We start from the raw sequence: 23,286 nt of genomic DNA, 5'->3' as shown, positions 1-23,286 counted from the left end.
GCCGGCAGCGCGGGCGCGCCGTCCCCTCACCGAGGTCATCGATCCTGCCCGGCAACCTTCCGGTTCGCCCCATCGCTCCGCCCGGCGTCACCTCATCCGCTGATGCCGCGGCGCGCGGCGGCCATGCCCTCCCACATCAGCTTCAGGCCGAGCGCGCCGACAACGGCGCCGGCGGCGCGGTCGATCCAGTGCTTGGTGCCGAGATAGGCCGAGCGCGGCTTACTGGAGGAAAAGGCGAAGGCGACGACCGCGTACCAGACGAATTCGTTGCAAAAGAGCAGTGGCGGCAGGACGAAGAGCATCCAGAGCGGCGGCGAGGCCGGCAGCATGGCCGCGAACATCGAGGCGTAGAAGATCGCGGTTTTCGGGTTGGCGAGCTGCACCAGAAGCGCGCGGCGCAGCGCCCGCCAGAACGAGCCGGCGCGCGCCGACGCATCGTTGGCGATCTCGATCGGCTCGTTGGCGCCGCGCCAGATCTTGATGCCGATCCACAACAGATAGGCGCCGCCGGCGATGCGCAGGAAAATGTCCAGCCAGGCGACCTGGACGAGCAGCGCGGTCAGGCCCGCGACCGCGATGGTGGCGAAGATGAAGCCGCCAATGCCCATGCCGATCGCCGCCGCCAGGCCGTCGGTGCGCTCGCCGGCCACCGCGATGCGCGAGACGACGACGAAGCTCGGCCCGGGGCTCATCGCGCCCAGCAGGAAAACGCCAAGGATGGACAGGATGGTTGCGAGCTCGGACAATGTTTCCTCCCCGGTCGGTGCAGGTTCCAAGTAACACAATGCACGCGCCGCGCGCCTTGTCACTACCCCGGCGGCGGAACCGATCGGCCAGAGGAGCACCGTTCCTTCCAATTCCTGCCAAATGCGGAGCGGCGTCCAACGGCGCTGACGGCCGAAGCGGTCGCGACATCGGCCGGCGCGTCTGGCGGACACGGCGTCTGGTCGGGCCGGAGGCGCGCCCTATCTTTTCCCCAGCCGGTCCAGCCATCGGGCAAAAGCCACCTCTGCGGAACAAGCGGCAACTGCCAAAGTCAGGTGCGCCGTCCAGCAGTTGAGTGGTGTCTGGCGGAAGTGTCTCAAAGTCTGCATCCGGGGAGACTTCAGATGAAAGATGCCGCAGAGCGCGCCCCTGACCGAGGCGAGTTTCTCAAACACCGACGCCGTGCCGCCGGCCATCACGTCCTACCGACACTTTCCCGCCGCATGATCCGTTCCAGTGTTTTCGCTCGGTAGATCCAGGCAAGGCCGCCCGCTCTTCTGGATAGCCGCGATGGCAACGCTCTCCGGCTGCGTGGGCGGCGTGCTCGACCCGCAAGGCCCGATCGGCGCGGGCAACCGCACGATCCTGCTCAACTCGCTGGCGGTCATGCTGGTCATCGTCATCCCGACCCTGGTGGCGCTGCTTTTGTTTGCCTGGATGTTCCGCGCCTCCAACCGCAACGCCCGCTACGATCCAGGCTTCACCTATTCGGGCCGCATCGAGCTGATCGTCTGGTCGATCCCGACGCTCACCATCCTCTTCCTTGGCGGGTTGATCTACTACGGCTCCTACCATCTCGATCCGCGCAAGCCGATCGCCTCCAGCCAACCGCCGCTCGACATCCAGGTGGTGGCGCTCGACTGGAAATGGCTGTTCCTCTACCCCGACCAGGGCGTCGGGACGGTCAACCAGCTGGTCATCCCGGCCGGCGTTCCGGTGCGCTTCAAGCTGACCTCGGCCAGCGTGATGAACACCTTCTTCGTGCCGCAGCTCGGCAGCATGGTCTATGTCATGAACGGCATGCAGACCGAGGTCAATCTGCAGGCCGACCGCGAGGGCGACTATTTCGGCCTGTCGGCGCATTTCAGCGGCGACGGCTTCTCGGATATGAATTTCCGCGTGCGGGCGATCCCGGCCGACGCCTTCGCCAGCTGGGCCTCGTCGCTGCACGGCGGCGGCGGCGTGCTCAACGCCAGCGCCTATCGCGAGCTTGCCCGGCAAAGCATCAACGTGCCGCTATCCTCTTTCGGCCATGTCCAGCCAGGCCTGTTCGACGCGATCGTGCGCCAGACGCTGCCGCCAGGTCCGGGACCGGCCGAGACCGCTGCCGGCGAGGCGCAGGTGAGCCCGAAGGCCGAGCCGAAGGCGGGAACGCCGCCCGCGGCCCAACAGCCCAAAGTGGGAGGATGACGATGCTCGGCAAGCTCGACTGGTCGGCCATTCCCTTCGATCAGCCCATTCCCCTGGGCGCCGCTCTCATCGTCTTCCTCGCGGCGGCGGCGGTACTGATCTGGATTACGGTCAAAGGCTACTGGCCCTATCTCTGGCACGAGTGGATAACCTCGGTCGACCATAAGCGCATCGGCGTCATGTATATCGTGCTGGCGGCGCTGATGCTTTTTCGCGGCTTCGTCGACGCCGTCATGATGCGCACCCAGCAGGTGATGGCCATCCACGGGCCGGGCTACCTGCCGCCGGAGCACTACGACCAGGTCTTTTCGGCCCACGGCACGATTATGATCTTCTTCGCCGCAATGCCCTTCGTCATCGGGCTGATGAATTTCGTCGTGCCGCTGCAGCTCGGCATCCGCGACGTCGCCTTCCCGACGCTGAATTCGGTCAGCTTCTGGCTGACGGCGACGGGCGCGCTGCTGGTCAACATCTCGCTCGTCGTCGGCGAGTTCGCGCGCACCGGCTGGCTGCCCTATGCGCCGCTGTCGGAGACCACCTATTCGCCCGGCGTCGGCGTCGACTACTATCTCTGGTCGATCCAGATCTCCGGCGTCGGCACACTGCTCACCGGCGTCAACCTGGCGACGACTATCCTCAAGATGCGTGCGCCCGGCATGGGCTATCTGCACATGCCGATGTTCTGCTGGACCTCGCTCGCCTCCAACATGCTGATCGTCGCGGCCTTCCCGATCCTCACAGCCACGCTCGCCATGCTCACGCTCGACCGCTATCTCGGCTTCCATTTCTTCACCAACGAAGCCGGCGGCAACCAGATGATGTTCGTCAACCTCATTTGGGCCTGGGGGCATCCAGAGGTCTACATCCTGGTGCTGCCCGCCTTCGGCATCTATTCCGAGATCTTCTCGACCTTCTCGTCGAAGCCGCTGTTCGGCTACCGCTCGATGGTGGCGGCGACGATGTTCATCTGCGTCGTCTCCTTCATGGTCTGGCTGCACCACTTCTTCACCATGGGCGCCGGTGCCGACGTCAACGCGGCCTTCGGCATCGCCACCTCCGTCATCGCCGTCGGCACCGGGGTCAAGATCTACAACTGGCTCTTCACCATGTATGGCGGGCGCGTGCGCTTCGACACGCCGATGCTGTGGGCGCTGGCCTTCGTCACCACCTTCGTCATCGGCGGCATGACCGGTGTGCTGCTTGCCGTTCCGCCGGCCGACTTCATGCTGCACAATTCGCTTTTCCTCGTGGCGCACTTCCACAACGTCATCATTTCGGGCGTGCTGTTCGCAGCCTTTGCCGGCTTGACCTACTGGTTCCCGAAAGCCTTCGGCTTCCGCCTGCATGAGGGCTGGGGCAAAGCGGCGTTCTGGTTCACGCTTGCCGGCTACATGCTGGTCTTCGTGCCGCTCTATATCGTCGGCCTGCTCGGCATGACGCGCCGCCTCCAGCATATCGACATGGACCTGTGGACGCCGTGGCTGGTGGTGGCGGCTTTCGGCATCGCGGTGATGATCGTCGGCGCGGCATGCCAGGTCGCGCAGCTCGTCGTCTCGATCAGGCATCGCGACGAGCTGCGCGACGAGACCGGCGACCCTTGGGACGGCCGCACGCTGGAATGGTCGACGTCCTCCCCGCCGCCATTCTTCAACTATGCGCGCCTGCCTTATGTCGAGAACGAGGAGCCCTACTGGACCCTCAAGCAGCGGGCCATCGAGGGGCAAGGCCCGGCCGAAGACGAAAGCTATGAGCCGGTCGAGATGCCGCGCAACAGCCCGACGGGCTTCGTCGCCGCCTTCTTCAGCACGCTGATCGGCTTCGCGCTGATCTGGCACATCTGGTGGCTGGCGATCGTCGGCTTCATCGGCGCCTACATCACCTTCGTCGTCTTCGCCTGGCGCGAGCATGGCGACTACGAGATCCCCGCCGACCAGGTCGAGCGCCTCGACCGCGACGGCAAGGCGGCGCAGCTTGCCTGGATGCGCAGACGGGAGCGCGTGGCATGAGCGACATCACGGCCGGCAGCGCAATCCGCGAACCCTACCGACCCGGACAGTCCGGCGGACATGATCACGGCGGACACGGGCATGGCCTGTTTCCGGCGACAGGCCATGGCCAGGGCGGCCCGGCCTCGAAATTCGTCACGGTCGCCTACGGCTTCTGGATCTTCCTGTTGTCCGACATCATCATGTTCTCGGCCTTCTTCGCCGCCTTCGCGGTGCTGTCCAAGGCAACCGCCGGCGGGCCGACCGGCAAGGAGCTGTTCGAGCTCACCCGCGTCGCGGCGCAGACGGGGCTTCTGCTCACATCGAGTTTCACCGGCGGTCTTGCGACGCTCGCGACCCACCGCCGCTCGATGGCCGCAACCCAGTTCTGGCTGCTCGTCACCGGCCTGCTCGGCGCTGCCTTCCTGTTCCTCGAGGTGCAGGAATTCGCGGCGATGGCGAACGAGCAGGCAGGCCCTTCGCGCAGCGCCTTCCTCTCCGCCTTCTTTGCCCTCGTCGGCTGCCACGGCACCCATGTCGGGCTCGGCCTGCTCTGGCTCGGCACCATGATGGCGCAGCTTTGGGTGAAGGGCTTCCGTCCGGAGCTGTTGCGGCGGCTCCACTGCTTTGGCCTGTTCTGGCACGCGCTCGACATCATCTGGATCGCCATCTTCACGCTGGTTTATCTCCTGGGAGCATCGCCATGAGTGAAATCGACAGCCGGACCGACGAATTGCTCGACCGCCGCGATTCGGCACCGGGCGAAGAGAGCATCACCGAGCACGAGCTGGCGGGAGGGCTGTCCGGCTATCTGCTCGGCTTCGGCCTGGCGATCCTGTTGACCATCGCCTCATTCCTTGCCGCGCAAACCGGCCTGATCTACCAGCCGGCGGTGATCTCGGCGCTGGTGGTGCTGGCCATTGCGCAGATGGGCGTGCACCTCGTCTTCTTCCTGCACATAACCACCGGGCCCGACAACACCAACAACGTGCTCGCGCTCGCCTTCGGCGTGCTGATCGTCGCGCTCGTCGTGATCGGCTCGGTCTGGATCATGGCCCATCTCAGCGTGAACATGGCGCCGATGAGCGCCCACCAGGCCGAGATGATGCCTTAGAGCAGTGCCGGGAAAACCATGTCCACGGTTTTCCGTCCGGCGTTGCGTAAAAACAAACAGTTCGAGCAGTTCGGCATTTCCGCGAAACACAAACAACGCCCGTGAGGGCAGGCGAATGGCCGCATCGCCAACCCCGCCAAAGTCGGCCCCTGCCCCTCCGGCCCTTGACGAAAATTGGCGCGCCTGCTTGAGACTCCGGCGCAAACGGGGCATCTGCTCCATGGGGAGATGAGCAGGCGGTGGGCAAGCTGTGAGGCGCGTTTTTCGATTGCTCGCTGCTGTGATCATGGCGTCCGGCCTCACCGGGTGCACCAGTGTTTCCTATTACGCGCAATCGATTGAGGGCCATGTCGAGATCATGGCCGCGCGAAAAAATGTGGGGAAGCTGATCCGCGATCCTTCAACGCCGGAGGCATTGCGCGCGAAGTTGACGTCGGCGAGCGCCATACGCCGCTTTGCCACGGACGAGTTGGCGCTGCCCGATAACAGCAGCTACCGCAGCTATGTCGACGTCGGCCGGGACAATGTGACCTTTGCCGTTTTTGCCGCGCCGCAATTTTCGCTCACGCCGATAACATGGTGCTTTCCGGTCTTCGGCTGCGTTCCATATCGGGGCTACTTTTCGCAAAAATCCGCGGCTGAAAGCGCTGCCGAGCTGCAGCGACAGGGGCTGGACGTCTATGTGTCAGGCGTCACCGCCTATTCCACGCTGGGCTGGTTCAGCGACCCGCTGCTCAACACCATGCTTCGCCAGGACGACACCTATATCGCCAGCCTTGTCTTTCATGAACTGGCGCATCAGAAAATCTATGTGAACAACGATTCTGCCTTCAACGAGGCTTTCGCGGTTTCGGTCGAAACCAGCGGCGTCAGGAAATGGCTCCGCGCCACCGGCAATCGCGCCGGATTGCGCCGCTACGAAGCCAATCGCAAGCGCAGCGCCGATTTTCTCGGACTGATTTCGAAAACCCGGGACGAGTTGCGGCAGGTCTATGGCAGCCCCCGTAGCCTGCGGCAGATGGCAGCCGCCAAGGCAGCCACGATCGACAGGCTACGGATGCGCTACCGCCACATGCGCGACACGCGATGGGCCGGATACCGGGGCTACGATGCCTGGTTCAATAGCCCGATCAACAACGCAAAGCTCGCCGCGACCGCCGTCTACGGCGAACAGGTTCCGGCGTTTCTTCACCTGTTCGACTTGTGCGGTGGCGATTATCCGAAGTTTTATGCTGCTGTTCGGCGGATCGGCGTCTTGCCCGCCTCTTCGCGTGCGGACGCGCTGAAGACCGCGGCGACGTGCAACTGACATGACGAGAAGGCAGCGATCATCGCAAGCATCGGCCGATGCCGGCTTGGGCAGCCACGCGAGCGCAATCGCATAAGGCGCTCCCCCTCTCCGTCTCGGCGCTGCCATATGCGATTGCCCCTGGGCCGCCACGCGAGGTCGTTCCGGGCCTGAAAAACCAAAAAGGCCCCTTGCAGGGCCTTTGCAACACCGTCCGGGCTTTGCCCTACTGGCTCGAAAACGTAACGGTAACGCCGCGCTGCCGGAAATAAGCCTGCATCAGCTTGCGGCCCGCACGGTTGTTCTGCACCAGCCTGGCCGGATCGAACACCGCCTCTTTTATCCCCTCCCGCGCCAGCGCCGCCTTCAGCGCCGCGATATGCGCGTCGATGTCGGCATTGTCCGCTTTGAGCGAGGCGTAGATGCTTTCGGTCGCTTGGGCCACGGTGGGTTCGCTCACAGATGTCGTCCTTCGGTTGATTGAGCGGCGGCTTAGCCGGGCCTAAAAACAAAAACAAGGCCCCGCACGGGGGCCTTGTCACTACGGCTTCGATTTGCAGGGCGGCGCCTATTTCCCCGCCATCGCCTTGGCGTTCTCCGGCGTGATCGCGGTGGTGTCCACCGTCACGGTCGGCTCAACGGAGGTCGCGCAGTCGAGCAGGATCTTCTTTGCCATGTCGATCGCTTCCTTGGCGCCCGTCGGATAGGTGAATGTAGCCGCCCAATCACCCTTTGCGACGGCCTCGATGCCGCCGGCGGGACCTGGCAGGCCGTCGGTGCCGATGATCTTGACGTCCTTGCCGGCGCCCTTGGCGGCGAGCAACGCGCCCGCGGCCATCATGTCGTTCGAGGCATAGAGCACCTTGATGTCGGGATGCGCCTGGAGCATGGCGGAAAAGGCGGTCTGGGCTTTATCCGGAACCCAGTCGGCGGCCTGCTCGGCGACGATCTGGATCTTGGCATTGGCCTTCACGCCTTCCTTGAAGCCGTTCAAGCGCTCCACCGCCGGGGTCGAGCTCGGCAGGCCTTCCAGCACCGCCGCCTCGCCGCCATCGGGCAAAAGCTTCGATGCCGTGTACTTGCCGGCTTCCTCGGCGATCTTGAAATTGTCGCCGCCGATGAAGGCCGTGTAGTCCTTGCCGGGGTCACCCACCGTCTTGCGGTCGAGCTCGATGACCGGGATGCCGGCATCCATGGCGCGCTTCACGGCAGGCGTCAGCGGGGCGGCCTCGAATGGCGAGATCAAGAGAAGGTCGACCTTCTGGGTGATGAAGTTGTCGACCTGCGAGGTCTGTGTGTTGACGTTTCCGGCGCCGTCGGCGATCTGCAGCGTGAAGCCGGGCACTTCCTTGGCCGCCGCCGTCAGCTCGTCATTGACGTGCTGGCGATAGGGCTCGGCATTGTTGGCCTGCGAAAAGCCGATGACGAACTGGCCGTCCTTGGCGCAGGCCTTCACCATCGGGTCCGCCGCCTGCGCGGCGCCTGCAATGCACAGGCCGGCGCTCGCAAGAAGCGCGACCCGAAGGACGCGCGATCCTCTCAGTGTGGTTCTCATACTCAGTCTCCTCCTCGTCCGGCTCGGGGTGCCAGACCTTTGGTTGCTCTTTCGGGATGCTGCCGCCGACCTCCTATCGTCCCAAACCCTCGCGGCGGCGAACGAGGGATTGAAGCACTGCCGCGAGCACGATGATCGCGGCGGTCGCGAGCAGCTGCATGGCGGGGGTGATGTTGTTGAGCTGAAGGATGTTGGCGAGAGCGCCCAGCATGATGGTGCCGGCCACGGTGCCGACCATCGAGCCGGCGCCGCCGAACAAGCTGGTGCCGCCGATGACCACGGCCGCGATCGCGGTGAGCTCGTAGCCCATGCCGTCATTGGCGCTGCCGAAGTTGAACTGGCCGGCATGGACGATGCCGGCAAGGGCTGAGGCAAAGCCGGTGATGGCGTAGACCGAGACCTTCACCATCGACACCGGCACGCCGGAAATGCGCGCGGCGCGCTCGTTGCCGCCGACGGCATAGACATAGCGGCCGAAGCGCGTGGTGTTGAGCACCAGCGTGGCGATGGCCGCGAAAATGATGAAGACGATGGTCGCCACCGGCACGGTGTTGTCGAACAGGCGCTCGCCCAGCACCGCGAACACCGGCGGCGCGAGACCCGGTCCGTCGCCATAGGAAATATTGATGTACTGGTTGCCGGAAACGACCAGCGCGAGGCCTCGCGCCGCCTGCAGACCGGCGAGCGTGACGATGAAGGGCTCCAGCCGAAAGCGTGTGGAAATCGTGCCCTGGACAATGCCAAAGACGGTGCCCATGACGAGCACGGCCAAGATGGTAGCGATGAGGCCGAAGCCGCCGGAGATCATCATGGTGGCGGTGACGACGGCGGAGAGGCCAAGCACCGCGCCCACCGACAGATCGATGCCGGCGGTGATGATGACGAAGGTCATGCCGATGGCGATGATGCCGGTCTCCGACACGGCGCGCACGATGTTGGCGATGTTGTCGGGATTGAGGAACAGGATCTCGCCATGGCGCCTCGGCGAGAAGATGACGCCGCCGATCGCCACCAGCACCAGGCCGATCAGGCTCTGGAAGCGCACGATGATCGCCAGCGGATCGACGCGGTGCTTTTGCGCGGCGGGCGCCGCCGGGCTTGAACCCGCCGGGCTGGCCGCCACCGAAATCTTCTGGTCCGACATCAGGCCTCCCTGCCGTTTGCCGCGGCAAGCACGGTGTGCTCGTCGATGCCGCCGTTGAATTCCGCCACATTGCGCCCCTGGCGCAGCACCACGATCCGGTCGCAAAGCCCGATCAGCTCCGGCATCTCGCTCGACGCGACCAGTATGCCCAGCCCCTGCGCCGCAAGGGCTCTCAGCCGCGCGTAAATCTCGCCCTTGGCACCGACATCGACGCCGCGCGTCGGCTCGTCGAGTAGCAGGAGGCGCGGATTACCGAGGATTTCCTTGGCCAGCACCACCTTCTGCTGGTTGCCGCCGGACAGCGCGCCGACGGCGATGTCCGGGTTCTTCGGGCGGATGTCGAACTGACCGAAGGACTGCCGCACGGCCTCGGCCTGGCGGCGCGACGACATCAGGCCGGCCGGCGAGATGCGGCGGATCACCGACATCACCAGGTTGAGGCCGACCGCCATCCTCAGCATCAGGCCGCTGCCGCGCCGGTCGTCGGTGACGAAAGCGATGCCGGCCTTGCGCGCGGCGCGGATGGATTCGAGCTTCACAGGTCGGCCGTCGACCGCCACCTCGCCCTGCCAGCGGCCGGCAAGGCCGGTGCCGTAGAGCGCGGAAAGCAGCTCGGTGCGCCCAGCCCCCATGATGCCGGCCAGGCCGACGATCTCGCCTTCCCTGACCTCGAGCGAGATGCCGCTCGGCGGCTGCCAGCCGGCGCTTTCGCGGGTGAGCCTGAAGCTTGCGTCCTTAAGGCTGAGCAGCGTCTTGCCGGCGCTCTTCGCGCGCTCGGGATAGAGCTCGTCCAGCGGCCGCCCGACCAGGAGGCGCACCAGCTCGGCCTGCGGCGCATGCGGCTCGGTGATGCCTGCGACGCGGCCGTCGCGCATCACCGTGACGCGGTCGGCGATGCCGGGCACTTCCTCCAGCCGGTGCGAGATGTAGACGATGCCGACGCCGCTGGCGGCGAGCTTCCTCATGATGTCGAACAGGCGCTCGACCTCGCCGACGGTGAGCGCCGCCGTCGGCTCGTCCATGATCAGCACGCGCGAGGCATAGGACAGCGCCTTGACGATCGCCACCACCTGGCGCTGGCCGATCGATAGGTCGGCGACGAGCCGCGCCGGGTCGATGGCGAGTTCGATCGCCTCCAGCCGCTGTTTTGCCTCGCGGCGCATGGCCGGCACATCGAGCATGCCGCCCGGCCGCATCAGCTCGCGGCCGAGGAAAAGGTTCGCCGCCACATCGAGCGAGGGAACAAGGTCTAGTTCCTGGAAGATCGTGGCGATGCCGGCGGCCTGCGCCTCGCGCGGATTGCTGAAGGTGACCTGCTTGCCGTCGATGCGGATCTCGCCCTCATCCGGCGTGTGGACGCCCGACAGCAGGTTCATCAGCGTCGACTTGCCGGCGCCGTTCTCGCCGAGCAGCGCGTGGATTTCGCCGGCCTTCAGGTCGAAGTCGACACCGCGCAGCGCCTGCACGCCGCCGAAATGTTTTACGGCGCCAGTGACGGAAAGCAGGGGCGCGCTCATGCAGACCTCATCAGCGCCGGCCTCGCGCAGGATTCCCGCGCCTGCAGCCTCGCTTGCAGCCGCACGGCGTGGGGTGCCGCGTCGCTCGATGCGATGCGCTCGCTGAGCAACGCAGCCGCCTGCCTGCCGATCTCGGTGCAGGGCTGCTCGACCAGCGTCAGCCTGGGCTCGAAACAGTCAGCCCATTCGAAATCGTCGAAGCCGACCAGCGAGAGGTCGCGCGGGATCGAAAGACCCTTCTCGCGGATGGCACGGACTGCCCCGATCGTCGTCATGTTGTTGCCGGTGACCAATGCGGTGGGCGGCGTGGGCAGCGACAGGATCGTATGCGTCGATGCCGTGGCGCTCGCCGTGTCGACATTCTCCGGCGAGACATAGTGCGGCAGGCACTCAAGTCCATTGGCGGCAAGCGAAGCGCGGAAGGCGTCGACGCGCTCGCGCGTGGTAGCGAGCCCCGGCTGGCCGGCGATGTAGCCGATGCGCCTGTGGCCGAAGGAGGCGACATGATCGATCAGTGCCCGCATCGCCGTCTCGTTCTCGACGCCTATCTGGTCGAAGCGGTCGTCGGCGAAGCGGTCGATGAGCACGCAAGGCAGCTTCTTTTCGGCGAGATAGGCGATCGCGCGCTCCGGCGAGCCGGACGGCGCCAGGATGACGCCGTCGACGCGGCGCTGGTGGAAGGCGCGCACCACCTGAAGCTCGCGGTCCGGGTCTTCCTGCGTATCCGACAGGAACACCATCAGGCCGAGGCGCGCGCATTCGGCTTCGACCGCGCAGATGATGTCGGTGAAGTAAGGGTTGGAGATCGCCGAGATGGCGAGACCGACGCTGTTGGTCGAGGCGACCTTCAGTGAGCGCGCCAGTTCATTGGGCTGGTAGCCCATGGCGGCGATGGCGTCGTTAATCAGTTGCGCTTTCTCGGGCGAGACGAAGCGCGTGCGGTTGACGACATGCGAGACCGTCGAAACCGAGACGCCGGCGCGGCGCGCGACCTCAGCCATTGTCGGCATTGCGGCTCGAACGGAGTGCCCGCAAGCGCCCCTCCCTTGATTGCGTTTCCCGTCCGCTCTTCGGCGGATCTGGCGAGACCATAGAGCCATCGAAACGTTTGCGCAATCGATTCGATGGTGAGTTGTGGAAATTCTTTTTGGCACTGCGACGAGAGGCCTTTGAGGCGATGTCGCTTTTAATTGTCCAAGCCGGAAGAACCTCGACAGCTACGACGTGAAAGCCAGCCAGGCCGTGCCGGCGAGAAGCGTCAGCAAGGTCAGCGGCACGCCGACCTTGAAGAAGGCCATGAAGGAGAGCTCCTTGCCCGCCGCCTTCGCCTGTTCGGCGACGATGAGGTTGGCGACGGAACCGAGCAGGGTGAAATTGCCGGCGAGCGTCGAGCTCATCGCCACGACCAGCCAGGCGCGCTCGGGATTTTCGAGGCCGGGGATGAAGGGCCTCAGCGCCAGCACCGCCGGCACATTGCTCATGATGTTGGAAAGCACGGCGGTGAAGCCGGATAGCCGCCAGACGTCGTCGAGGCCGATGGTCTTCGCCCAGGCGATCATGTCGGGGGTGAGCAGCGTGCGCTCGGCGCCCGCCACCACCACGAACAGGCCGGCGAACATGAACAGCAGCGGCCCGTCGATCTCGCGATAGATGCGGTGCGGCTTGATCGCGCGGGTAACGAGCAGAAACGCTCCGGCGATCAGCGCCGCCTTGGCGACCGGCACGCCGGCGAAGAAAGCGACCGCCAGCGCCACGCAGACGATGGTCGCCTTCAGCACCTGTCCCGGCAGCATGCGGCCGCGATAGACCTCGGGGCTGAGTTCCGTGGGGCGGGAGAATTCGGCGCGATAGACGATGCGCACGATGACGATGACGGCAACAAGGCTAAACAGCGCGACTGGTGCAAGTGCCGCAGTGAAGGCCGGATAGGAAATGCCCGACAGCGCGCCGATCACCATGTTCTGCGGATTGCCGGTGATGGTGGCGACGCTGCCGCAGTTGGAAGCCGTGCAGGTGGCGATGAGATAGGGAACCGGGTTGCGCCGGATGACGCGGGTGACGTGGACGACGATCGGCGCCATCACCAAGCAGATTGCGTCATTGACCAGGAAGGCGGAGAGCACGCCGGTCAGAAGCGTCACCATGATCAAGAGCATGAACGGTGCGTGCGCGTGCTCGATGGCGAAACCGCCAAGCGCGCGGAAGGCGCCGGACACCTTCAGATGCGCCACCACGATCATCATGCCGAGCAAGAGGGTGATGGTGTCGAAATTGATGGCGCGGTAGGCGTCATCGATGCCGATCGCGCCGATGGCGATCATGGCGGCTCCGCCGAGCAGAGCGATGCCGGCACGGTCGAGCCTGAGGCCCGGAATGCGCCCGACGGCCACGCCGGCATAGGTGGTTACCAGGATGAAAAGCGCGCCGGCGCCCGTCCATGTCATTGCCAGATGTTCCCCGCTCACCCTGCCCGGCGGAATTTTCCCGGGGCTCTTGTGGCACCACCTTTAGCAAGGGTGGCGCAAAGGGAAAGCGGCGGCTGTTGAAACTTTCGTCATCCGCCCGAGAGCTTTTATATCTCTAATGGCTAATGTAATGTTTCCGAAAATACCGGACCGACAATCCAAGGCGTTGGGGACTAAACGGATGAACACGGTCGTTGAAGGGGAGCATCATGTCTCGGCTAAGGAGAATCTGATGCCTTCTACGGAATGCCGGCGCTGCCATGGCGCCAAGAAAGTCTTCGTTTGCGCGCGCTGGGCCAGTTCCAACGGCCACTGCTGCCCGGAAGGGACGCACCGGCTGAGTTGTCCAGGCCACAGCGCCGTCTGCGTGGAATGCGCCGGACGGGACGGCCGGAACACCTGACTGGTCTCGTTTCAGGGAGTTTGCAGACGGGCCGGCCCGCAAGCGGCCGCCGCCATATGGGCTGGTCACCTCTGCCCTGTTCTCGGCCGTCGTCTAAACGCGTCTTCCTCGGATCTGGAACCATTCCAGTGTCCGCAACGTTGGAGCCAGCCCACTTGGGACAACTGGAGGCAGGCAAATGGGTGTATCGATTCTCATCGGCATCCTGATCACATTCCTTGTGGTGATCCTGGTGCTTTATCTCATCCAGCGCCTACCGCTCGACGGCCGAACAAGACAGATCGCCCAGGTCGTCGTCATCATCATCGGCATCATCTCGCTGCTCAGATATCTTGCGGTGTTCTAGCGGCGAACCATATCTGTCATCGCAAAGCCATGACTGGGAAGCGGTGTCTGCATGAAAAGCCTGTCGATCGCCCTTGTTGCCTGCGCGATATTGTCGACCGTCGGCGCCGCCGATGCGCGGCCCGACACGCGCGCCATGACCTGTGCCGAGACGCAGGCGCTGATCCGGAGCCGGCACGCCGCGGTGCTGACAACCGGGCCCAACACCTACGACCGTTTCGTGCGCCAATACGGCAACGAGTGCGACTGGCCGGAAATCCCGATGTCGATCGCGGTTCCGACCCGCGACGGTCCATGCCGCGTCTATCGTTGCGAGGAGCCGGTCCTCGGTTTTCCGAATTGAGAATCACTTCGCCTTGGCAAGCATGTCGGGAACCGTCGCGGCTTCGCGCGAATTGTAGCGGGAACGCCCGGGCGACGCCAAGACGTTGAACTGGAATTTGGTCTGCGTCGCGGGATGAGGAGGAAACGCCATGTCCGACGATATCATGCGCAGCGGCAGTTGCCTGTGCGGCGGCGTCCAGTTCCGGGTGACCGGCGCGCCGCTGAGGGTCGGTCTTTGCCATTGCAAGGACTGCCGCAAGACCAGCGGATCGGCCTACCAAACCTTTGCCGTGTGGCCGCGCCAGGCATTCGAAAGCACGGGAATCACCGGCACCTATGGCGGACGCAGCTTCTGCCCGACTTGCGGCAGCCGCCTGCCATCGGTCGGCGAGGACGAGGTCGAGGTGATGATCGGCAGCCTGGACGTCGCGCCGACAGAAGGCTTGGAGCCAAGCTATGAACTGTGGATCGGCCGACGCGAGCACTGGTTGTATCCACTGCCCGAGGCGCGCCAGTTCGAACATGACAGGACCGCCGACGATTCGGCGGCCGATGGCGGTGACCCGGAGCCGGGGCGCGAGCCGTATCGGAAGTCAGCCTAAGTTCTTGGCTGCGCCAGGGCTTAAGTCCTAGACCTGAGAAAGCTTCGGTCCCTGGGAGCCGCTGATCCGCTCAGAAAATGGCTATACGCCGAGCGCGGGACCTTATGTTCTTTGGAAGTTCGCGTTTTTTCAACCACCGGTCGGTTTGCCGGCGCGGCAACGGTCGTTAGCATCCACGGCGCGGCGAAACCTTTTGGAGGCCGCTTTGGCCGGCGCGGCTCAGGCAACACACCAGCATTGCCGCGCCGGCCTTGCAAAATCGATAGAATGTCCGTCCTTGGCTACGCATCCGGTCGAATACAACCTTAAGGTTGCATTCGAATTCACGCGATTTTGCTTGTCGCACGAAGTACCAAGCTTCCATGACGACAGCGCAGTGTAAATCGTTTCAGCGAGAGAAAATCTTCACCATTTGTATTTCCGGTCGCGGCAACTATGCCTTCAAGCTGCACAAGCAAGCAGCGGCGCCCATGATCTCCAGCCTTGTAAAAAATTACACCTTTGTTTCTTTGGAATTTTGCGACATAGTGCTACCGAATCTTGAAACCGGACGGGGCGGTTTTCATGACGTGGGCGCCTGAACGCGGCCGCAACGTGCACATGCGGTATCCACCGATCGACGGGTTTTGGACCTGGGACATCAAGCGCGACCGCGTCTATGGTGATGCCAATCTGTCTGCTTATTTCGACCTGACACTCGAGGAATTCTCGCACGGCGCGCCACTGGAACGGTGGATGCAAAGCATAGACCGGGAAGACCAGCCTAGGATTCGGCTGGCGATCCGCAAGGCCATAGAGCGAAGGTCAGGCTTCCGCGAGGTCTGCAAGGTCCGATCGGAAAAGATGGGACTGCGAAAGATTCTGGCCGTCGGCCAATGCTATGTCGATGGCATGGGCGAGGCAGCGCTCTATCCCGGCTGGTTCGTCGACCTGACGCAGGATGCCGCGCGCGAGGAGTATTCGCTGCGCGAAATGCACAACCATGTCGAGCAGGCCCAGGAGATCGCGCAGTCGGCCGGGCACGACATGCTGTCCTACCTCCTGGACAACATCCAGGAAGAGATCCAGCAGAGACTTGGCGAAAAATCGAGGAGGCGCAAATCGTCGTGAAGCGGCCCTTGCCAGTCTCTAGGCTAGCTTCCGGGCGGCAGCTTGCTGCGCCTGCCGACCTCTGCCGTCACCATGCGCGCGAAATGCGACCGGGGCGAGCGGCGCTCGATGAGCCTGGCTCGCTCGAGCGCGGCATCGCCATAGAGTTCGACCAGCACATTGGCGGCTTTGATGGCGTCGGCCTGCAGCCTTCCGACATCGGCCTCCCCACTCGAAGGTTCGCTCCCGGCAATCACGTCAAGCATGGCTTGCAACTTGTCGGGAGTGCTGCCCTCGTCTTCGTGCATGGTCGCTATCCGATTGGGGGCGTAAAATATCGACATTTTCGCGATATGTCCAACAGCTTTGCCGATCGAGCGCAGGAGCAACCGGATATAGCTACGCCGTTAATCAGACCACAATCTTCGTACAAGTATAGTGAGCCAAACTTCCCATGCAGACATTGGGGGCACCAGTGAACCAGCCAAGCAAAATGGAAAACTTGCAGTTTGCGCAGGGGATCTTGCGGGAGCTTCGCCAGAAGGCTGAAGCCGACGGCGAAAAGCTTCTGACCTACCTCATCGACATGGCCTATCTCGAAGTCAGCGACCGCATCCGCGCCCATTGGATCGGCAGCCACGAGAACGAGAACCGCCGAGCCAAGGGTTGAGGTCGCCATCTTGCCGACGCGCTCCGGCCGGAACAGCGCCGGAACGCAAAAAAACCCGCCATGCCTTTCGGCACGGCGGGCGTGATCGCGGACGAGAGGCTAGCGCGTAGCCGCCATTTTATGATGCGGCCGCTTTTTCGCGGACGGGAAGCTTCCAGCCCGGCCGGACGAAATGACAGGTGTAGCCGTTGGGGTAGCGTTCCAGATAATCCTGATGCTCGGGCTCGGCCTCCCAGAAGGGGCCGGCCGGAGCGAGCTCGGTGACCACCTTGCCCGGCCATAAGCCTGAGGCGTCGACATCGGCGATGGTGTCCTCGGCCACCCGCTTCTGCTCGTCGCTGGTGTAGAAGATCGCCGAACGGTAGCTCATGCCGACGTCGTTGCCCTGACGGTTTCTGGTCGTCGGATCGTGAATCTGGAAGAAGAACTCGAGCAGCGTGCGGAAGCTGGTCTTGGCAGGATCGAAGATGATTTCGATCGCCTCGGCATGGGTGCCGTGATTGCGGTAGGTTGCGTTCGGCACGTCGCCGCCGCTGTAGCCGACACGGGTGGAGATCACTCCGGGGAAGCGGCGGATCAGATCCTGCATGCCCCAGAAGCAGCCTCCGGCAAGGACCGCGCGTTCGGAAGAAGCCATATCAAACCTCCTTTGGATTTCTCCATAGGTGGGGGTTGTGGCCTGCTTCTTCCAGCCGCTCAAGCGATCGGAAGGGCGGAGGGAAACGAACTCAACAAAACGCAGCGCAGGGTTTCTGCCGATGCTCGCCGGTTGGGCAGCGAGCATCGGCACCCTGAGGTCGGCCTCACTTGGGCCCCTTGTCGCCCCTGCCGTTGTTGCCGGGATTGCCCCGGTCATGCCCCTTGCTTTCGCCACCGAGGCAGTTGGCGTCGCCGACGCCGCAGCAGCGGCCGGCCCAGAGCTTGTTGGTCGGCGTGTTGTCGCATTCGTAGATCTGCTGGCCGGCCATCGCGGAGCCGGCCAAGGCCGAGACGGCCACGGCGGCGAGAAGTGCATTGCGCAGGATTGCAGTCATTGGAAAATCTCCATGGGTAGATGGTGTTCATTTGCACCCATATGTCGCGAGGCGGCGCAAATTGGTTCACGGAGATTTTGGAGTTTCTTTATTCTTCCGGCGCGGACCTGAAGCGCCTCACCACCACCTCGAACACGATGTCCGAAATCCACATGGCTGACACCCCGATGAGGAAGGCGGCGGCTAAAGTGGTGGTGTCGTCGGCGGCGTCGGGCATCGGCAGGCCGCTGGCCTGGATCCAGGCGACGACCGGCAGTGTCAGATAGGCGGCGGCTAAAGCGCCGCAGATCGGCGAGGCCACCATCTCGCGCAATTTGTAGCGATGGCGCGACAGTGCCCTCAGCACCCCGCCGGCGAGACCGGCGGCCACCACCTGGCCCTTGACGCCGAGCAGATCGAAGATGTCGTGCATCAGGGCCCCCAGCCGCAGAGTTTCTCGCCCTTGCGGTTGTGGGCGAGGAGCGCCCTCGCCTCCTCGTCCGACAGCATATCGACGGCCCTGCCGGTGAGGCGCAGCGGTGAGGAGACCGCGCAGAAGCCGCCTTTAGCCGTGGCGCAGCCGCTGAGCGCGGTGACGAGAACGGCGGCGATCAGTCCCTTGCCCATGATTTCAGCTCCTTCTTGACCGCACCGGCGGGCAGTGCGCCGATATCGTTGTCGACCTGGTCGGCAAGCGCGCGGGTCGCAGCCTCGGCTTCGGTCTGCCTGGCGCGCTCGGCCCTGGCGCCGGCGAGCCTTTGGTGTAAGCCCCAGCCAAGCGCCGCAATGACGGACGTCAGCACGCCAAGGATCGCCGGATTGCCGGAGAGGACGGACAAGAGCGCCGTCATGCCAGCCACCACACGACAAGCGCGCCGATGAAAAGCAGCGCGGCGACGACCCAGGGCAAAGCCTGACGGATGAGTTCGGTGACGACCTCGACCATTTTGCTGCCTCACTTCGACCAGTGGAATTTGCGGGCGAGCGCGTACCAGGCCTCGGTGACCAGGCTGAGCGCCAGGCCGATGCCGGTTTCGAGCGCCATCTGGATGTCGGAATCGGCCGACAGCGCAGCGGCATCGCCGGCGCCGAGCAGGCCGCGCGCGACGAGAACGCCGGCGCCGTAGCGCAGCGCGATGCGGATGATGACGGCGATCATTGGCAGAAAACTCCGAGAAGATTGCAGGGGAGATGCGCGAGCCAGGCGGCGGCCGAGCCGAGCGCCAGCGCGACCAGGGCGAGGATGCCGGCCGCCTTGGCGGGCGGTGCCGATGGAGCGGCCCGCGGGACGCCATGATCGCCAGATGCGGCAACGGCTGGCGGCGCGACGTCCGACTCCGGCGCTCGCGGCGAAGGCTGGCGGGGCACCGCAGGCTGCGCCGAGATGAGCAGCGCCTCGGCGCGCACGGAGGCGACGCGCGCGCTCCAGCCCTTGCCGAAGGTCGGCCAGGTCGGCAGCCGCTCAAGGAAGGCGAGCCGCGCATCGCAAACCGTGTCGATGACGACGCCGGCGGGTTTCGCCCGGGCCGCGGCGAGCGTGGCCGGGCCGATGCGGCCATCCTGGGCGACGCCGAGCGCGGCCTGCAGGTATTTCGCCGCCCTGCCCGGTCCGCTGTTCACCGCGAAGTCGAACACGGTATAGTCGATGCCGTCGGGCAGTTCCGCGCCGGCCACCGCATCCCAGTAGAAACGCCGATAGACGGTGGCGACTTGCGCGTCCGTGATCTTCTTCAGATCGTCCTTGCCGGCGTCGGCCTTCACGTAACGGCGGAAGTTGGCGAGTGTGACGCCCTTCATGGTGGCGCCGCCGGGATCGGCTTCTTTGTCCGACCAGCCGCCTTCGGATTCGAGCACGAGCGCAAGCGCCCGCGCGAAGTTGCGGTCCATGGGAGGCTCCTTGGAGTTGGCGCGCGGTAGAAAAAGTTTTGCCGGCGAATTGTATTCGCGCGGATTTTGCGCTTTAGAGAAACCTTAAATGCCGTGTGGTAATGTTAAGAGATGGCGGTTGGGGATCCGCCGGTAGCGGCGTCACGGCGCCGCAGGGTTGGGCAAAATGAGTTTGAGGTTATCGCAAACAGGCGAGTGCCAGGGTTGTGGCGGCACCGGCACGATGTTCGAATGCCCAAGATGGCGCAGTTCGAACGGCCACTGCTGCCCGGCGGGAACGCATCAGCACAGGTGCCCTGGGGTGAGCGTGCGCTGCGCGGAATGCGAGGGCACGGGTGGCGTGCGGGTTGCCGGGGAGCGTGCGGCGGACCGGGTGATCTAGAACGCTACGTCATTTGGCTGTTCCAATTCTGCGTTTTGCAAGCCCGCTTGCCGAGTCTACGCCCAAGCTCTCACAACGAATTTCCAGTTTGTCATTGTGGGGTTGAGGAACGCTCCTGTGTCCTTGCGGGTGATCTGACACCCGCCGCTGCCAAACCTTACGTTCATGTTCGTGGCGTCTGGAACCAAACTGAGACCTCGGTTGGAGCCTGCTTCGTTCGATGATGGGTTCATCAACACCTCATCACCAACTGAATAACCGCCTTCTGCCGTCTGGCACACGAGAAGAGCAGCGTACAACTTCGGCTTCACACCGAGCCCATGTGCCAGCGTTAGTGCCCCTCCATTCGTCCACGTCTGCTGCGCGCTCTCGTAGAAACCCTGAAGCTTTGCCGTCGCGATATCCACCTTTGCGGCGAGGCCGGAGGTCACCGAGGCCGAGGTCGCCAGAGGCGAGATAGCATTCGCCACGAAAGCCGTGGTGGCGAGTTGCGTGGAGTTCGTGCCGCCGGAGGCGGTCGGCGCGGCCGGCGTTCCGGTAAATGTCGGGCTGGCCTTCGGTGCGAATGTCGTGTCGACATAGGCGGTGGTCGCGAGCTTGGTGCTGTTGTCGCCGGCGGCTTGCGTGGGAGCGGTGGGTGTGCCCGAAAACGCCGGGCTGGCCTTCGGCGCCAGGCTCGAGACCGCGACGCCGCTGTCCTTCACCACCTTGCCCGTCGCGCCGTTGAACGTCGCGATGTTGTCGCTCGTGGCCGAGACCGGCCCCGCAACCAGGGTTCCCACCGCCACGCCGCTGTCCTTGCCCGCCTTGCCCGTGGTGCCGGCGAAGGTGACGATGTTGTCCGTCACCGAGGAAGCCGGCCCGGAAAAGTCGCCCACGCCGGTGCCGTCGGCGCCCTTGTCGCCGGCGCGGGTGAAGATCAGCCAGATGCCGTCGGCGCTGGTGGGCAAGGTGCCGGCGCCGGCGACGCAGGTCAGCGTCAGCTTGCGATAGGCGTCGCCCTCGTAACGGCGCCAGTTGAAGGTCGAGACCGGGAAGGTGCGAAAGCCACTCTCGCGCACGATCTCCTCCTCGTCCTCGACGACGTGGTAGGAGGCGAAGGCCGCGTCGAGATATTGGTAGGATCCGCCCGAGCGGTACATGCGCCGCTCGTCGCGCGGCTCGATGCACTGGATGAGCGAAATCTTCTCCTCGCATTTGGCGGGGTCGTCGACCAGCGCCCTGATGCGCGCCGGCAGTTTTTCGTAGCCGAGCAGCTGCGCCGCCTGGCGCGCCGTGCGCTCGTAGCGGCGGTGGAAGGTGTCGACCTGGCCCCAGCGGTTGCGCGACAGATAGCCTTCGACCACGGGGATCGAGGCGTAGCGGATCAGCGTGCCGCCGAACCCTTCCTCGGCATAGAGATAGGCCGGACCGTAGCGCACGACATTCCTGAGGCAGGCCTGCGTCGCCGGCACGAAATTGGAGTTGGCGGAATAGCGCAGCGCGAACAGGAAATCGCGCAAGCTCTCCGCCCATTCCTTCTCTTCATCGCTCTCCTCGTCGTCCATCTCGGCGGTGGTCAGCCCATGCCATTTTTCCGACTGCGGGATGATCAGGCTCTCCAGCCCGGCGGCGAGCCGGTTGGCGGCCGAGTTGATGGTGTTAGCGTAGACACGGCTGCCGCGCCGCTCCTGCCGCTCGGCCTGGCTCTCGCCGCGGCTGGTGCGCCGACCCGACCAGATGTCGGGCGCGTCCGGATCGCAGAATTCCGCCACCGCCTCCCAGACGGGCTCATAGGCGGCGCGTTCGGTCTCGAGTTCGGCCTGTCGCGACAGGATATCGCGGGCGCGGGAATCGGTCATGGATGGATCTCATATGTTTGACGGCGTCGCCAGCTGGACTTCTTGTCCCGCAACAGGCGCGGAGCGGTTCGGAGGAGGCGCGAAGATTCACCCACGGTGGGCGGCGGTCAGCCAGAAGACTTCATCCCCGACGCGTGCCTAGCGACGCACACCGTGACGGCTCGCCTCTATTCTGCGGGACTGGGCTCCGACGCAGGCTTTCGGCCGAGCCAGCGCAGAAGCGCAAGGCCTAGCTTCTGCCCAGGCATTTCGACAAGCGTGTAGGTAAACCAGGACAGAGCACAGACCAGCGGCAGCACGATCACCAACACAAGGGCGAAGCGGAGCGGCGCGTCCAGCTCGTGGCCATAGCGGGCAATGACGAAGGCCGCGACGGGCTGCAAAATCAGAAGGTGGATCAGATAGATGCTGTAGGAGAGCTCGCCCAGGACACGAAAGGCGCCGCCTCCCATCGCGATGGCAAGCTTTCGCGCCGCGGCGCCCGCCACGCCGGGCAGCATCGGATAGAGCACGAGGGCAAAAAAGCCCATCACCAGCGCTTCGCGTATCAGGAACTTCGAAAGCCCATAGCCACCACCGAAGGGGATGGCAGCGAGCGCCATCGCCAAAGCCAGATGGAGCAGCGGCCGCGGCCGTCTCTGATGCGCCACGCCCGCAAGCAGCATGCCGCAAAGAAACACCTGGATCTTCAGCGGCAGGAAGGACGGCATTGGGAAGTGGATCGACACCATGGAAAGGGCCACCACCGCGAGGCCGCCGAGCGCCGCCACGAACAGCGCGCCCCAGACCCAACCGAAGCCGCGCACCAGCAGCATAAGCGCCGGAAAAACCCCGTAGAACTGCATCTCCAGCCCCAGGCTCCAGTCGGGCAGCGGCGTTCGATAGGCGAGGTTCGGCGACAGGCCGAACAGGAATGTCAGGTGGGCGACGATGTTCTTCAGGCCGTCGTCGAGAAAGCGCTCGGGCGCCTGCGGAGCTCGCTGCAAGAAAGCATCGATGGCGATACGGGACTCATAAAGCCGTGGCCCGAGCGCCAGCGCAAAGAAGAGCATGACATAAAACAGGGGCGCGATGCGGAAATAGCGTCGCGTCCAGAATTTCAGCCACGTTGCAGGGCTTTGCCAAGGCTCCCGATCCTGGCGCAGCTGATAGTGGAACACCATCAGGAAGCCGGAGAGCATAATGAATAGGTCGACGCCCAGGGCAGGATCGCCAAGCACCGGGATATGCCAGCCTGTGAGGATCAGGCAGTGCCCAACCAGAACCCACAACGCGGCAGCGGCGCGGAGACCGTCTAGGCATTCGATGCGCGACCGGATTTGCGTCATGCCGACCTCCTGATCATGTTGCAGTGCAGCATGATCAGGGGGTGCGATTTGTCAACCCGGCCGGAGATGACGAATTGCCGGCGACTGTTACGAAGGCGCGCGGTAACTCAGCGTCGCGGGAACTGCCGATCTCCACCTTTGTTTGCTGGAAGAAACTAC

Annotated in this window: 29 protein-coding genes; 11 read left to right on the top strand and 18 right to left on the bottom strand. The window is 64.4% G+C overall.

All coding sequences use genetic code 11. From position 1 onward, the window contains the following. Positions 1–92 precede the first annotated feature (92 nt). Positions 93–692 carry a LysE family transporter gene (locus P9236_RS16965; protein ID WP_278075876.1) on the bottom strand — a complete coding sequence of 200 codons (600 nt, stop codon included), beginning with the start codon at positions 690–692 and terminating at the stop codon, positions 93–95. 583 nt (positions 693–1,275) lie between these two features. On the opposite strand from P9236_RS16965, the gene cyoA reads away from it, so the two are divergent. From cyoA to P9236_RS16940, 5 genes are all read left to right on the top strand, one after another. Next, positions 1,276–2,175, top strand: coding sequence for a ubiquinol oxidase subunit II (cyoA, locus tag P9236_RS16960; RefSeq protein ID WP_278075790.1), 900 nt, complete (start codon positions 1,276–1,278; stop codon positions 2,173–2,175). Between the two features lie 2 nt (positions 2,176–2,177). Beyond that, complete coding sequence (gene cyoB, locus P9236_RS16955; RefSeq protein WP_278075789.1) at positions 2,178–4,181, top strand: cytochrome o ubiquinol oxidase subunit I; 2,004 nt, start codon at positions 2,178–2,180, stop codon at positions 4,179–4,181. Further along, a complete protein-coding gene (locus P9236_RS16950) occupies positions 4,178–4,867 on the top strand; it encodes a cytochrome c oxidase subunit 3 (RefSeq protein WP_278075788.1) in 690 nt (229 codons plus the stop codon). The genes cyoB and P9236_RS16950 overlap by 4 nt, the downstream gene beginning before the upstream one ends. After that, positions 4,864–5,274, top strand: a complete 411-nt coding sequence (gene cyoD, locus P9236_RS16945; protein ID WP_278075787.1) for a cytochrome o ubiquinol oxidase subunit IV — start codon at positions 4,864–4,866, stop codon at positions 5,272–5,274. The genes P9236_RS16950 and cyoD overlap by 4 nt, the downstream gene beginning before the upstream one ends. Positions 5,275–5,560: 286 nt before the next feature. Then, positions 5,561–6,583 carry an aminopeptidase gene (locus tag P9236_RS16940; RefSeq protein WP_278075875.1) on the top strand — a complete coding sequence of 341 codons (1,023 nt, stop codon included), beginning with the start codon at positions 5,561–5,563 and terminating at the stop codon, positions 6,581–6,583. Positions 6,584–6,788: 205 nt separating this feature from the next. Here the strand turns inward: P9236_RS16940 and P9236_RS16935 are convergent, their stop codons facing one another. The 6 genes from P9236_RS16935 to P9236_RS16910 form a co-directional block, all read right to left on the bottom strand. Continuing rightward, a complete protein-coding gene (locus P9236_RS16935) occupies positions 6,789–7,022 on the bottom strand; it encodes a hypothetical protein (RefSeq protein WP_278075786.1) in 234 nt (77 codons plus the stop codon). A gap of 108 nt (positions 7,023–7,130) precedes the next feature. Then, positions 7,131–8,117 carry a substrate-binding domain-containing protein gene (locus tag P9236_RS16930; protein ID WP_278075785.1) on the bottom strand — a complete coding sequence of 329 codons (987 nt, stop codon included), beginning with the start codon at positions 8,115–8,117 and terminating at the stop codon, positions 7,131–7,133. A 73-nt stretch (positions 8,118–8,190) separates the two neighbouring features. After that, a complete protein-coding gene (locus tag P9236_RS16925) occupies positions 8,191–9,261 on the bottom strand; it encodes an ABC transporter permease (protein ID WP_278075784.1) in 1,071 nt (356 codons plus the stop codon). After that, a complete protein-coding gene (locus P9236_RS16920; RefSeq protein WP_278075783.1) occupies positions 9,261–10,778 on the bottom strand; it encodes a sugar ABC transporter ATP-binding protein in 1,518 nt (505 codons plus the stop codon). The genes P9236_RS16925 and P9236_RS16920 overlap by 1 nt, the downstream gene beginning before the upstream one ends. After that, the gene (locus P9236_RS16915) at positions 10,775–11,788 is read right to left on the bottom strand and encodes a LacI family DNA-binding transcriptional regulator (protein ID WP_278075782.1); all 1,014 of its coding nucleotides are present in this window, start codon (positions 11,786–11,788) and stop codon (positions 10,775–10,777) included. The genes P9236_RS16920 and P9236_RS16915 overlap by 4 nt, the downstream gene beginning before the upstream one ends. A 207-nt stretch (positions 11,789–11,995) precedes the next feature. Continuing rightward, a complete protein-coding gene (locus tag P9236_RS16910; protein WP_278075781.1) occupies positions 11,996–13,222 on the bottom strand; it encodes an anion transporter in 1,227 nt (408 codons plus the stop codon). Between the two features lie 602 nt (positions 13,223–13,824). On the opposite strand from P9236_RS16910, the gene P9236_RS16905 reads away from it, so the two are divergent. Both P9236_RS16905 and P9236_RS16900 read left to right on the top strand, forming a co-directional pair. Beyond that, positions 13,825–13,992, top strand: a complete 168-nt coding sequence (locus tag P9236_RS16905; protein WP_278075780.1) for a Thivi_2564 family membrane protein — start codon at positions 13,825–13,827, stop codon at positions 13,990–13,992. A 51-nt stretch (positions 13,993–14,043) separates the two neighbouring features. Beyond that, entirely contained in the window at positions 14,044–14,334 is a 291-nt protein-coding gene (locus P9236_RS16900; protein ID WP_278075779.1) for a hypothetical protein, read from the top strand. Between the two features lie 3 nt (positions 14,335–14,337). Here the strand turns inward: P9236_RS16900 and P9236_RS16895 are convergent, their stop codons facing one another. Continuing rightward, positions 14,338–14,466: a hypothetical protein gene (locus tag P9236_RS16895; protein ID WP_278075778.1), complete on the bottom strand. Its 129-nt coding sequence runs from the start codon at positions 14,464–14,466 to the stop codon at positions 14,338–14,340. Between P9236_RS16895 and P9236_RS16890 the strand changes: the two genes are divergently transcribed. The 3 genes from P9236_RS16890 (at position 14,465) to P9236_RS16880 (ending at position 16,027) form a co-directional block, all read left to right on the top strand. Beyond that, positions 14,465–14,917: a GFA family protein gene (locus P9236_RS16890; RefSeq protein ID WP_278075777.1), complete on the top strand. Its 453-nt coding sequence runs from the start codon at positions 14,465–14,467 to the stop codon at positions 14,915–14,917. The two genes, P9236_RS16895 and P9236_RS16890, sit on opposite strands and share 2 nt — an antisense overlap. 362 nt (positions 14,918–15,279) lie before the next feature. Further along, positions 15,280–15,498 (top strand): hypothetical protein, encoded by a 219-nt coding sequence (locus tag P9236_RS16885; RefSeq protein ID WP_278075776.1) that lies wholly within the window; start codon positions 15,280–15,282, stop codon positions 15,496–15,498. Then, positions 15,482–16,027 carry a hypothetical protein gene (locus P9236_RS16880; RefSeq protein ID WP_278075775.1) on the top strand — a complete coding sequence of 182 codons (546 nt, stop codon included), beginning with the start codon at positions 15,482–15,484 and terminating at the stop codon, positions 16,025–16,027. The genes P9236_RS16885 and P9236_RS16880 overlap by 17 nt, the downstream gene beginning before the upstream one ends. Before the next feature lie 23 nt (positions 16,028–16,050). Here P9236_RS16880 and P9236_RS16875 read toward each other — a convergent pair whose 3' ends face one another. Continuing rightward, on the bottom strand, positions 16,051–16,314 hold the full coding sequence (locus P9236_RS16875) for a hypothetical protein (RefSeq protein ID WP_278075774.1): 264 nt from the start codon (positions 16,312–16,314) through the stop codon (positions 16,051–16,053). A 215-nt stretch (positions 16,315–16,529) separates the two neighbouring features. Here P9236_RS16875 and P9236_RS16870 point away from each other — a divergent pair, with 215 nt between their 5' ends. After that, complete coding sequence (locus P9236_RS16870; RefSeq protein ID WP_278075773.1) at positions 16,530–16,676, top strand: hypothetical protein; 147 nt, start codon at positions 16,530–16,532, stop codon at positions 16,674–16,676. Positions 16,677–16,794: 118 nt separating this feature from the next. Here P9236_RS16870 and msrA read toward each other — a convergent pair whose 3' ends face one another. From msrA to P9236_RS16825, 9 genes are all read right to left on the bottom strand, one after another. After that, positions 16,795–17,313 (bottom strand): peptide-methionine (S)-S-oxide reductase MsrA, encoded by a 519-nt coding sequence (gene msrA, locus P9236_RS16865; RefSeq protein WP_278075772.1) that lies wholly within the window; start codon positions 17,311–17,313, stop codon positions 16,795–16,797. Positions 17,314–17,479: 166 nt separating this feature from the next. Then, entirely contained in the window at positions 17,480–17,710 is a 231-nt protein-coding gene (locus P9236_RS16860; protein WP_278075771.1) for a hypothetical protein, read from the bottom strand. Between the two features lie 88 nt (positions 17,711–17,798). Then, complete coding sequence (locus P9236_RS16855; protein WP_278075770.1) at positions 17,799–18,122, bottom strand: hypothetical protein; 324 nt, start codon at positions 18,120–18,122, stop codon at positions 17,799–17,801. After that, on the bottom strand, positions 18,122–18,316 hold the full coding sequence (locus P9236_RS16850) for a hypothetical protein (protein WP_278075769.1): 195 nt from the start codon (positions 18,314–18,316) through the stop codon (positions 18,122–18,124). Before P9236_RS16850 ends, P9236_RS16855 begins: the two co-directional genes overlap by 1 nt. After that, on the bottom strand, positions 18,301–18,540 hold the full coding sequence (locus tag P9236_RS16845) for an ABC transporter permease (RefSeq protein WP_278075768.1): 240 nt from the start codon (positions 18,538–18,540) through the stop codon (positions 18,301–18,303). Before P9236_RS16845 ends, P9236_RS16850 begins: the two co-directional genes overlap by 16 nt. A 104-nt stretch (positions 18,541–18,644) precedes the next feature. Continuing rightward, complete coding sequence (locus tag P9236_RS16840; protein ID WP_278075767.1) at positions 18,645–18,848, bottom strand: hypothetical protein; 204 nt, start codon at positions 18,846–18,848, stop codon at positions 18,645–18,647. Next, complete coding sequence (locus P9236_RS16835) at positions 18,845–19,576, bottom strand: glycosyl hydrolase 108 family protein (protein ID WP_278075766.1); 732 nt, start codon at positions 19,574–19,576, stop codon at positions 18,845–18,847. The genes P9236_RS16840 and P9236_RS16835 overlap by 4 nt, the downstream gene beginning before the upstream one ends. Positions 19,577–20,014: 438 nt before the next feature. Further along, complete coding sequence (locus P9236_RS16830; RefSeq protein WP_278075765.1) at positions 20,015–21,799, bottom strand: portal protein; 1,785 nt, start codon at positions 21,797–21,799, stop codon at positions 20,015–20,017. Between the two features lie 167 nt (positions 21,800–21,966). Continuing rightward, positions 21,967–23,127, bottom strand: coding sequence for an acyltransferase (locus tag P9236_RS16825; protein WP_278075764.1), 1,161 nt, complete (start codon positions 23,125–23,127; stop codon positions 21,967–21,969). Positions 23,128–23,286 lie beyond the last annotated feature (159 nt).

Origin of the sequence: Mesorhizobium sp. WSM4884 (assembly GCF_029625675.1) — a bacterium.
Taxonomy (GTDB): domain Bacteria; phylum Pseudomonadota; class Alphaproteobacteria; order Rhizobiales; family Rhizobiaceae; genus Mesorhizobium.
Note: the sequence above shows the minus strand (reverse complement) of the source record. Positions and strands in the feature narration are given on the sequence as shown.

Excerpts from the sequence above, each read along its gene's own strand:
- P9236_RS16965 (WP_278075876.1), bottom strand. The coding sequence starts at position 692 with ATGAGCCCCGGGCCGAGCTTCGTCGTCGTCTCGCGCATCGCGGTGGCC.
- cyoA (WP_278075790.1), top strand. The coding sequence starts at position 1,276 with ATGGCAACGCTCTCCGGCTGCGTGGGCGGCGTGCTCGACCCGCAAGGC.
- cyoB (WP_278075789.1), top strand. The coding sequence starts at position 2,178 with ATGCTCGGCAAGCTCGACTGGTCGGCCATTCCCTTCGATCAGCCCATT.
- P9236_RS16950 (WP_278075788.1), top strand. The coding sequence starts at position 4,178 with ATGAGCGACATCACGGCCGGCAGCGCAATCCGCGAACCCTACCGACCC.
- cyoD (WP_278075787.1), top strand. The coding sequence starts at position 4,864 with ATGAGTGAAATCGACAGCCGGACCGACGAATTGCTCGACCGCCGCGAT.
- P9236_RS16940 (WP_278075875.1), top strand. The coding sequence starts at position 5,561 with ATGGCGTCCGGCCTCACCGGGTGCACCAGTGTTTCCTATTACGCGCAA.
- P9236_RS16930 (WP_278075785.1), bottom strand. The coding sequence starts at position 8,117 with ATGAGAACCACACTGAGAGGATCGCGCGTCCTTCGGGTCGCGCTTCTT.
- P9236_RS16925 (WP_278075784.1), bottom strand. The coding sequence starts at position 9,261 with ATGTCGGACCAGAAGATTTCGGTGGCGGCCAGCCCGGCGGGTTCAAGC.
- P9236_RS16920 (WP_278075783.1), bottom strand. The coding sequence starts at position 10,778 with ATGAGCGCGCCCCTGCTTTCCGTCACTGGCGCCGTAAAACATTTCGGC.
- P9236_RS16915 (WP_278075782.1), bottom strand. The coding sequence starts at position 11,788 with ATGCCGACAATGGCTGAGGTCGCGCGCCGCGCCGGCGTCTCGGTTTCG.
- P9236_RS16910 (WP_278075781.1), bottom strand. The coding sequence starts at position 13,222 with ATGACATGGACGGGCGCCGGCGCGCTTTTCATCCTGGTAACCACCTAT.
- P9236_RS16905 (WP_278075780.1), top strand. The coding sequence starts at position 13,825 with ATGGGTGTATCGATTCTCATCGGCATCCTGATCACATTCCTTGTGGTG.
- P9236_RS16900 (WP_278075779.1), top strand. The coding sequence starts at position 14,044 with ATGAAAAGCCTGTCGATCGCCCTTGTTGCCTGCGCGATATTGTCGACC.
- P9236_RS16890 (WP_278075777.1), top strand. The coding sequence starts at position 14,465 with ATGTCCGACGATATCATGCGCAGCGGCAGTTGCCTGTGCGGCGGCGTC.
- P9236_RS16895 (WP_278075778.1), bottom strand. The coding sequence starts at position 14,466 with ATGGCGTTTCCTCCTCATCCCGCGACGCAGACCAAATTCCAGTTCAAC.
- P9236_RS16885 (WP_278075776.1), top strand. The coding sequence starts at position 15,280 with ATGACGACAGCGCAGTGTAAATCGTTTCAGCGAGAGAAAATCTTCACC.
- P9236_RS16880 (WP_278075775.1), top strand. The coding sequence starts at position 15,482 with ATGACGTGGGCGCCTGAACGCGGCCGCAACGTGCACATGCGGTATCCA.
- P9236_RS16875 (WP_278075774.1), bottom strand. The coding sequence starts at position 16,314 with ATGCACGAAGACGAGGGCAGCACTCCCGACAAGTTGCAAGCCATGCTT.
- msrA (WP_278075772.1), bottom strand. The coding sequence starts at position 17,313 with ATGGCTTCTTCCGAACGCGCGGTCCTTGCCGGAGGCTGCTTCTGGGGC.
- P9236_RS16860 (WP_278075771.1), bottom strand. The coding sequence starts at position 17,710 with ATGACTGCAATCCTGCGCAATGCACTTCTCGCCGCCGTGGCCGTCTCG.
- P9236_RS16855 (WP_278075770.1), bottom strand. The coding sequence starts at position 18,122 with ATGCACGACATCTTCGATCTGCTCGGCGTCAAGGGCCAGGTGGTGGCC.
- P9236_RS16850 (WP_278075769.1), bottom strand. The coding sequence starts at position 18,316 with ATGGGCAAGGGACTGATCGCCGCCGTTCTCGTCACCGCGCTCAGCGGC.
- P9236_RS16845 (WP_278075768.1), bottom strand. The coding sequence starts at position 18,540 with ATGACGGCGCTCTTGTCCGTCCTCTCCGGCAATCCGGCGATCCTTGGC.
- P9236_RS16840 (WP_278075767.1), bottom strand. The coding sequence starts at position 18,848 with ATGATCGCCGTCATCATCCGCATCGCGCTGCGCTACGGCGCCGGCGTT.
- P9236_RS16835 (WP_278075766.1), bottom strand. The coding sequence starts at position 19,576 with ATGGACCGCAACTTCGCGCGGGCGCTTGCGCTCGTGCTCGAATCCGAA.
- P9236_RS16830 (WP_278075765.1), bottom strand. The coding sequence starts at position 21,799 with ATGACCGATTCCCGCGCCCGCGATATCCTGTCGCGACAGGCCGAACTC.
- P9236_RS16825 (WP_278075764.1), bottom strand. The coding sequence starts at position 23,127 with ATGACGCAAATCCGGTCGCGCATCGAATGCCTAGACGGTCTCCGCGCC.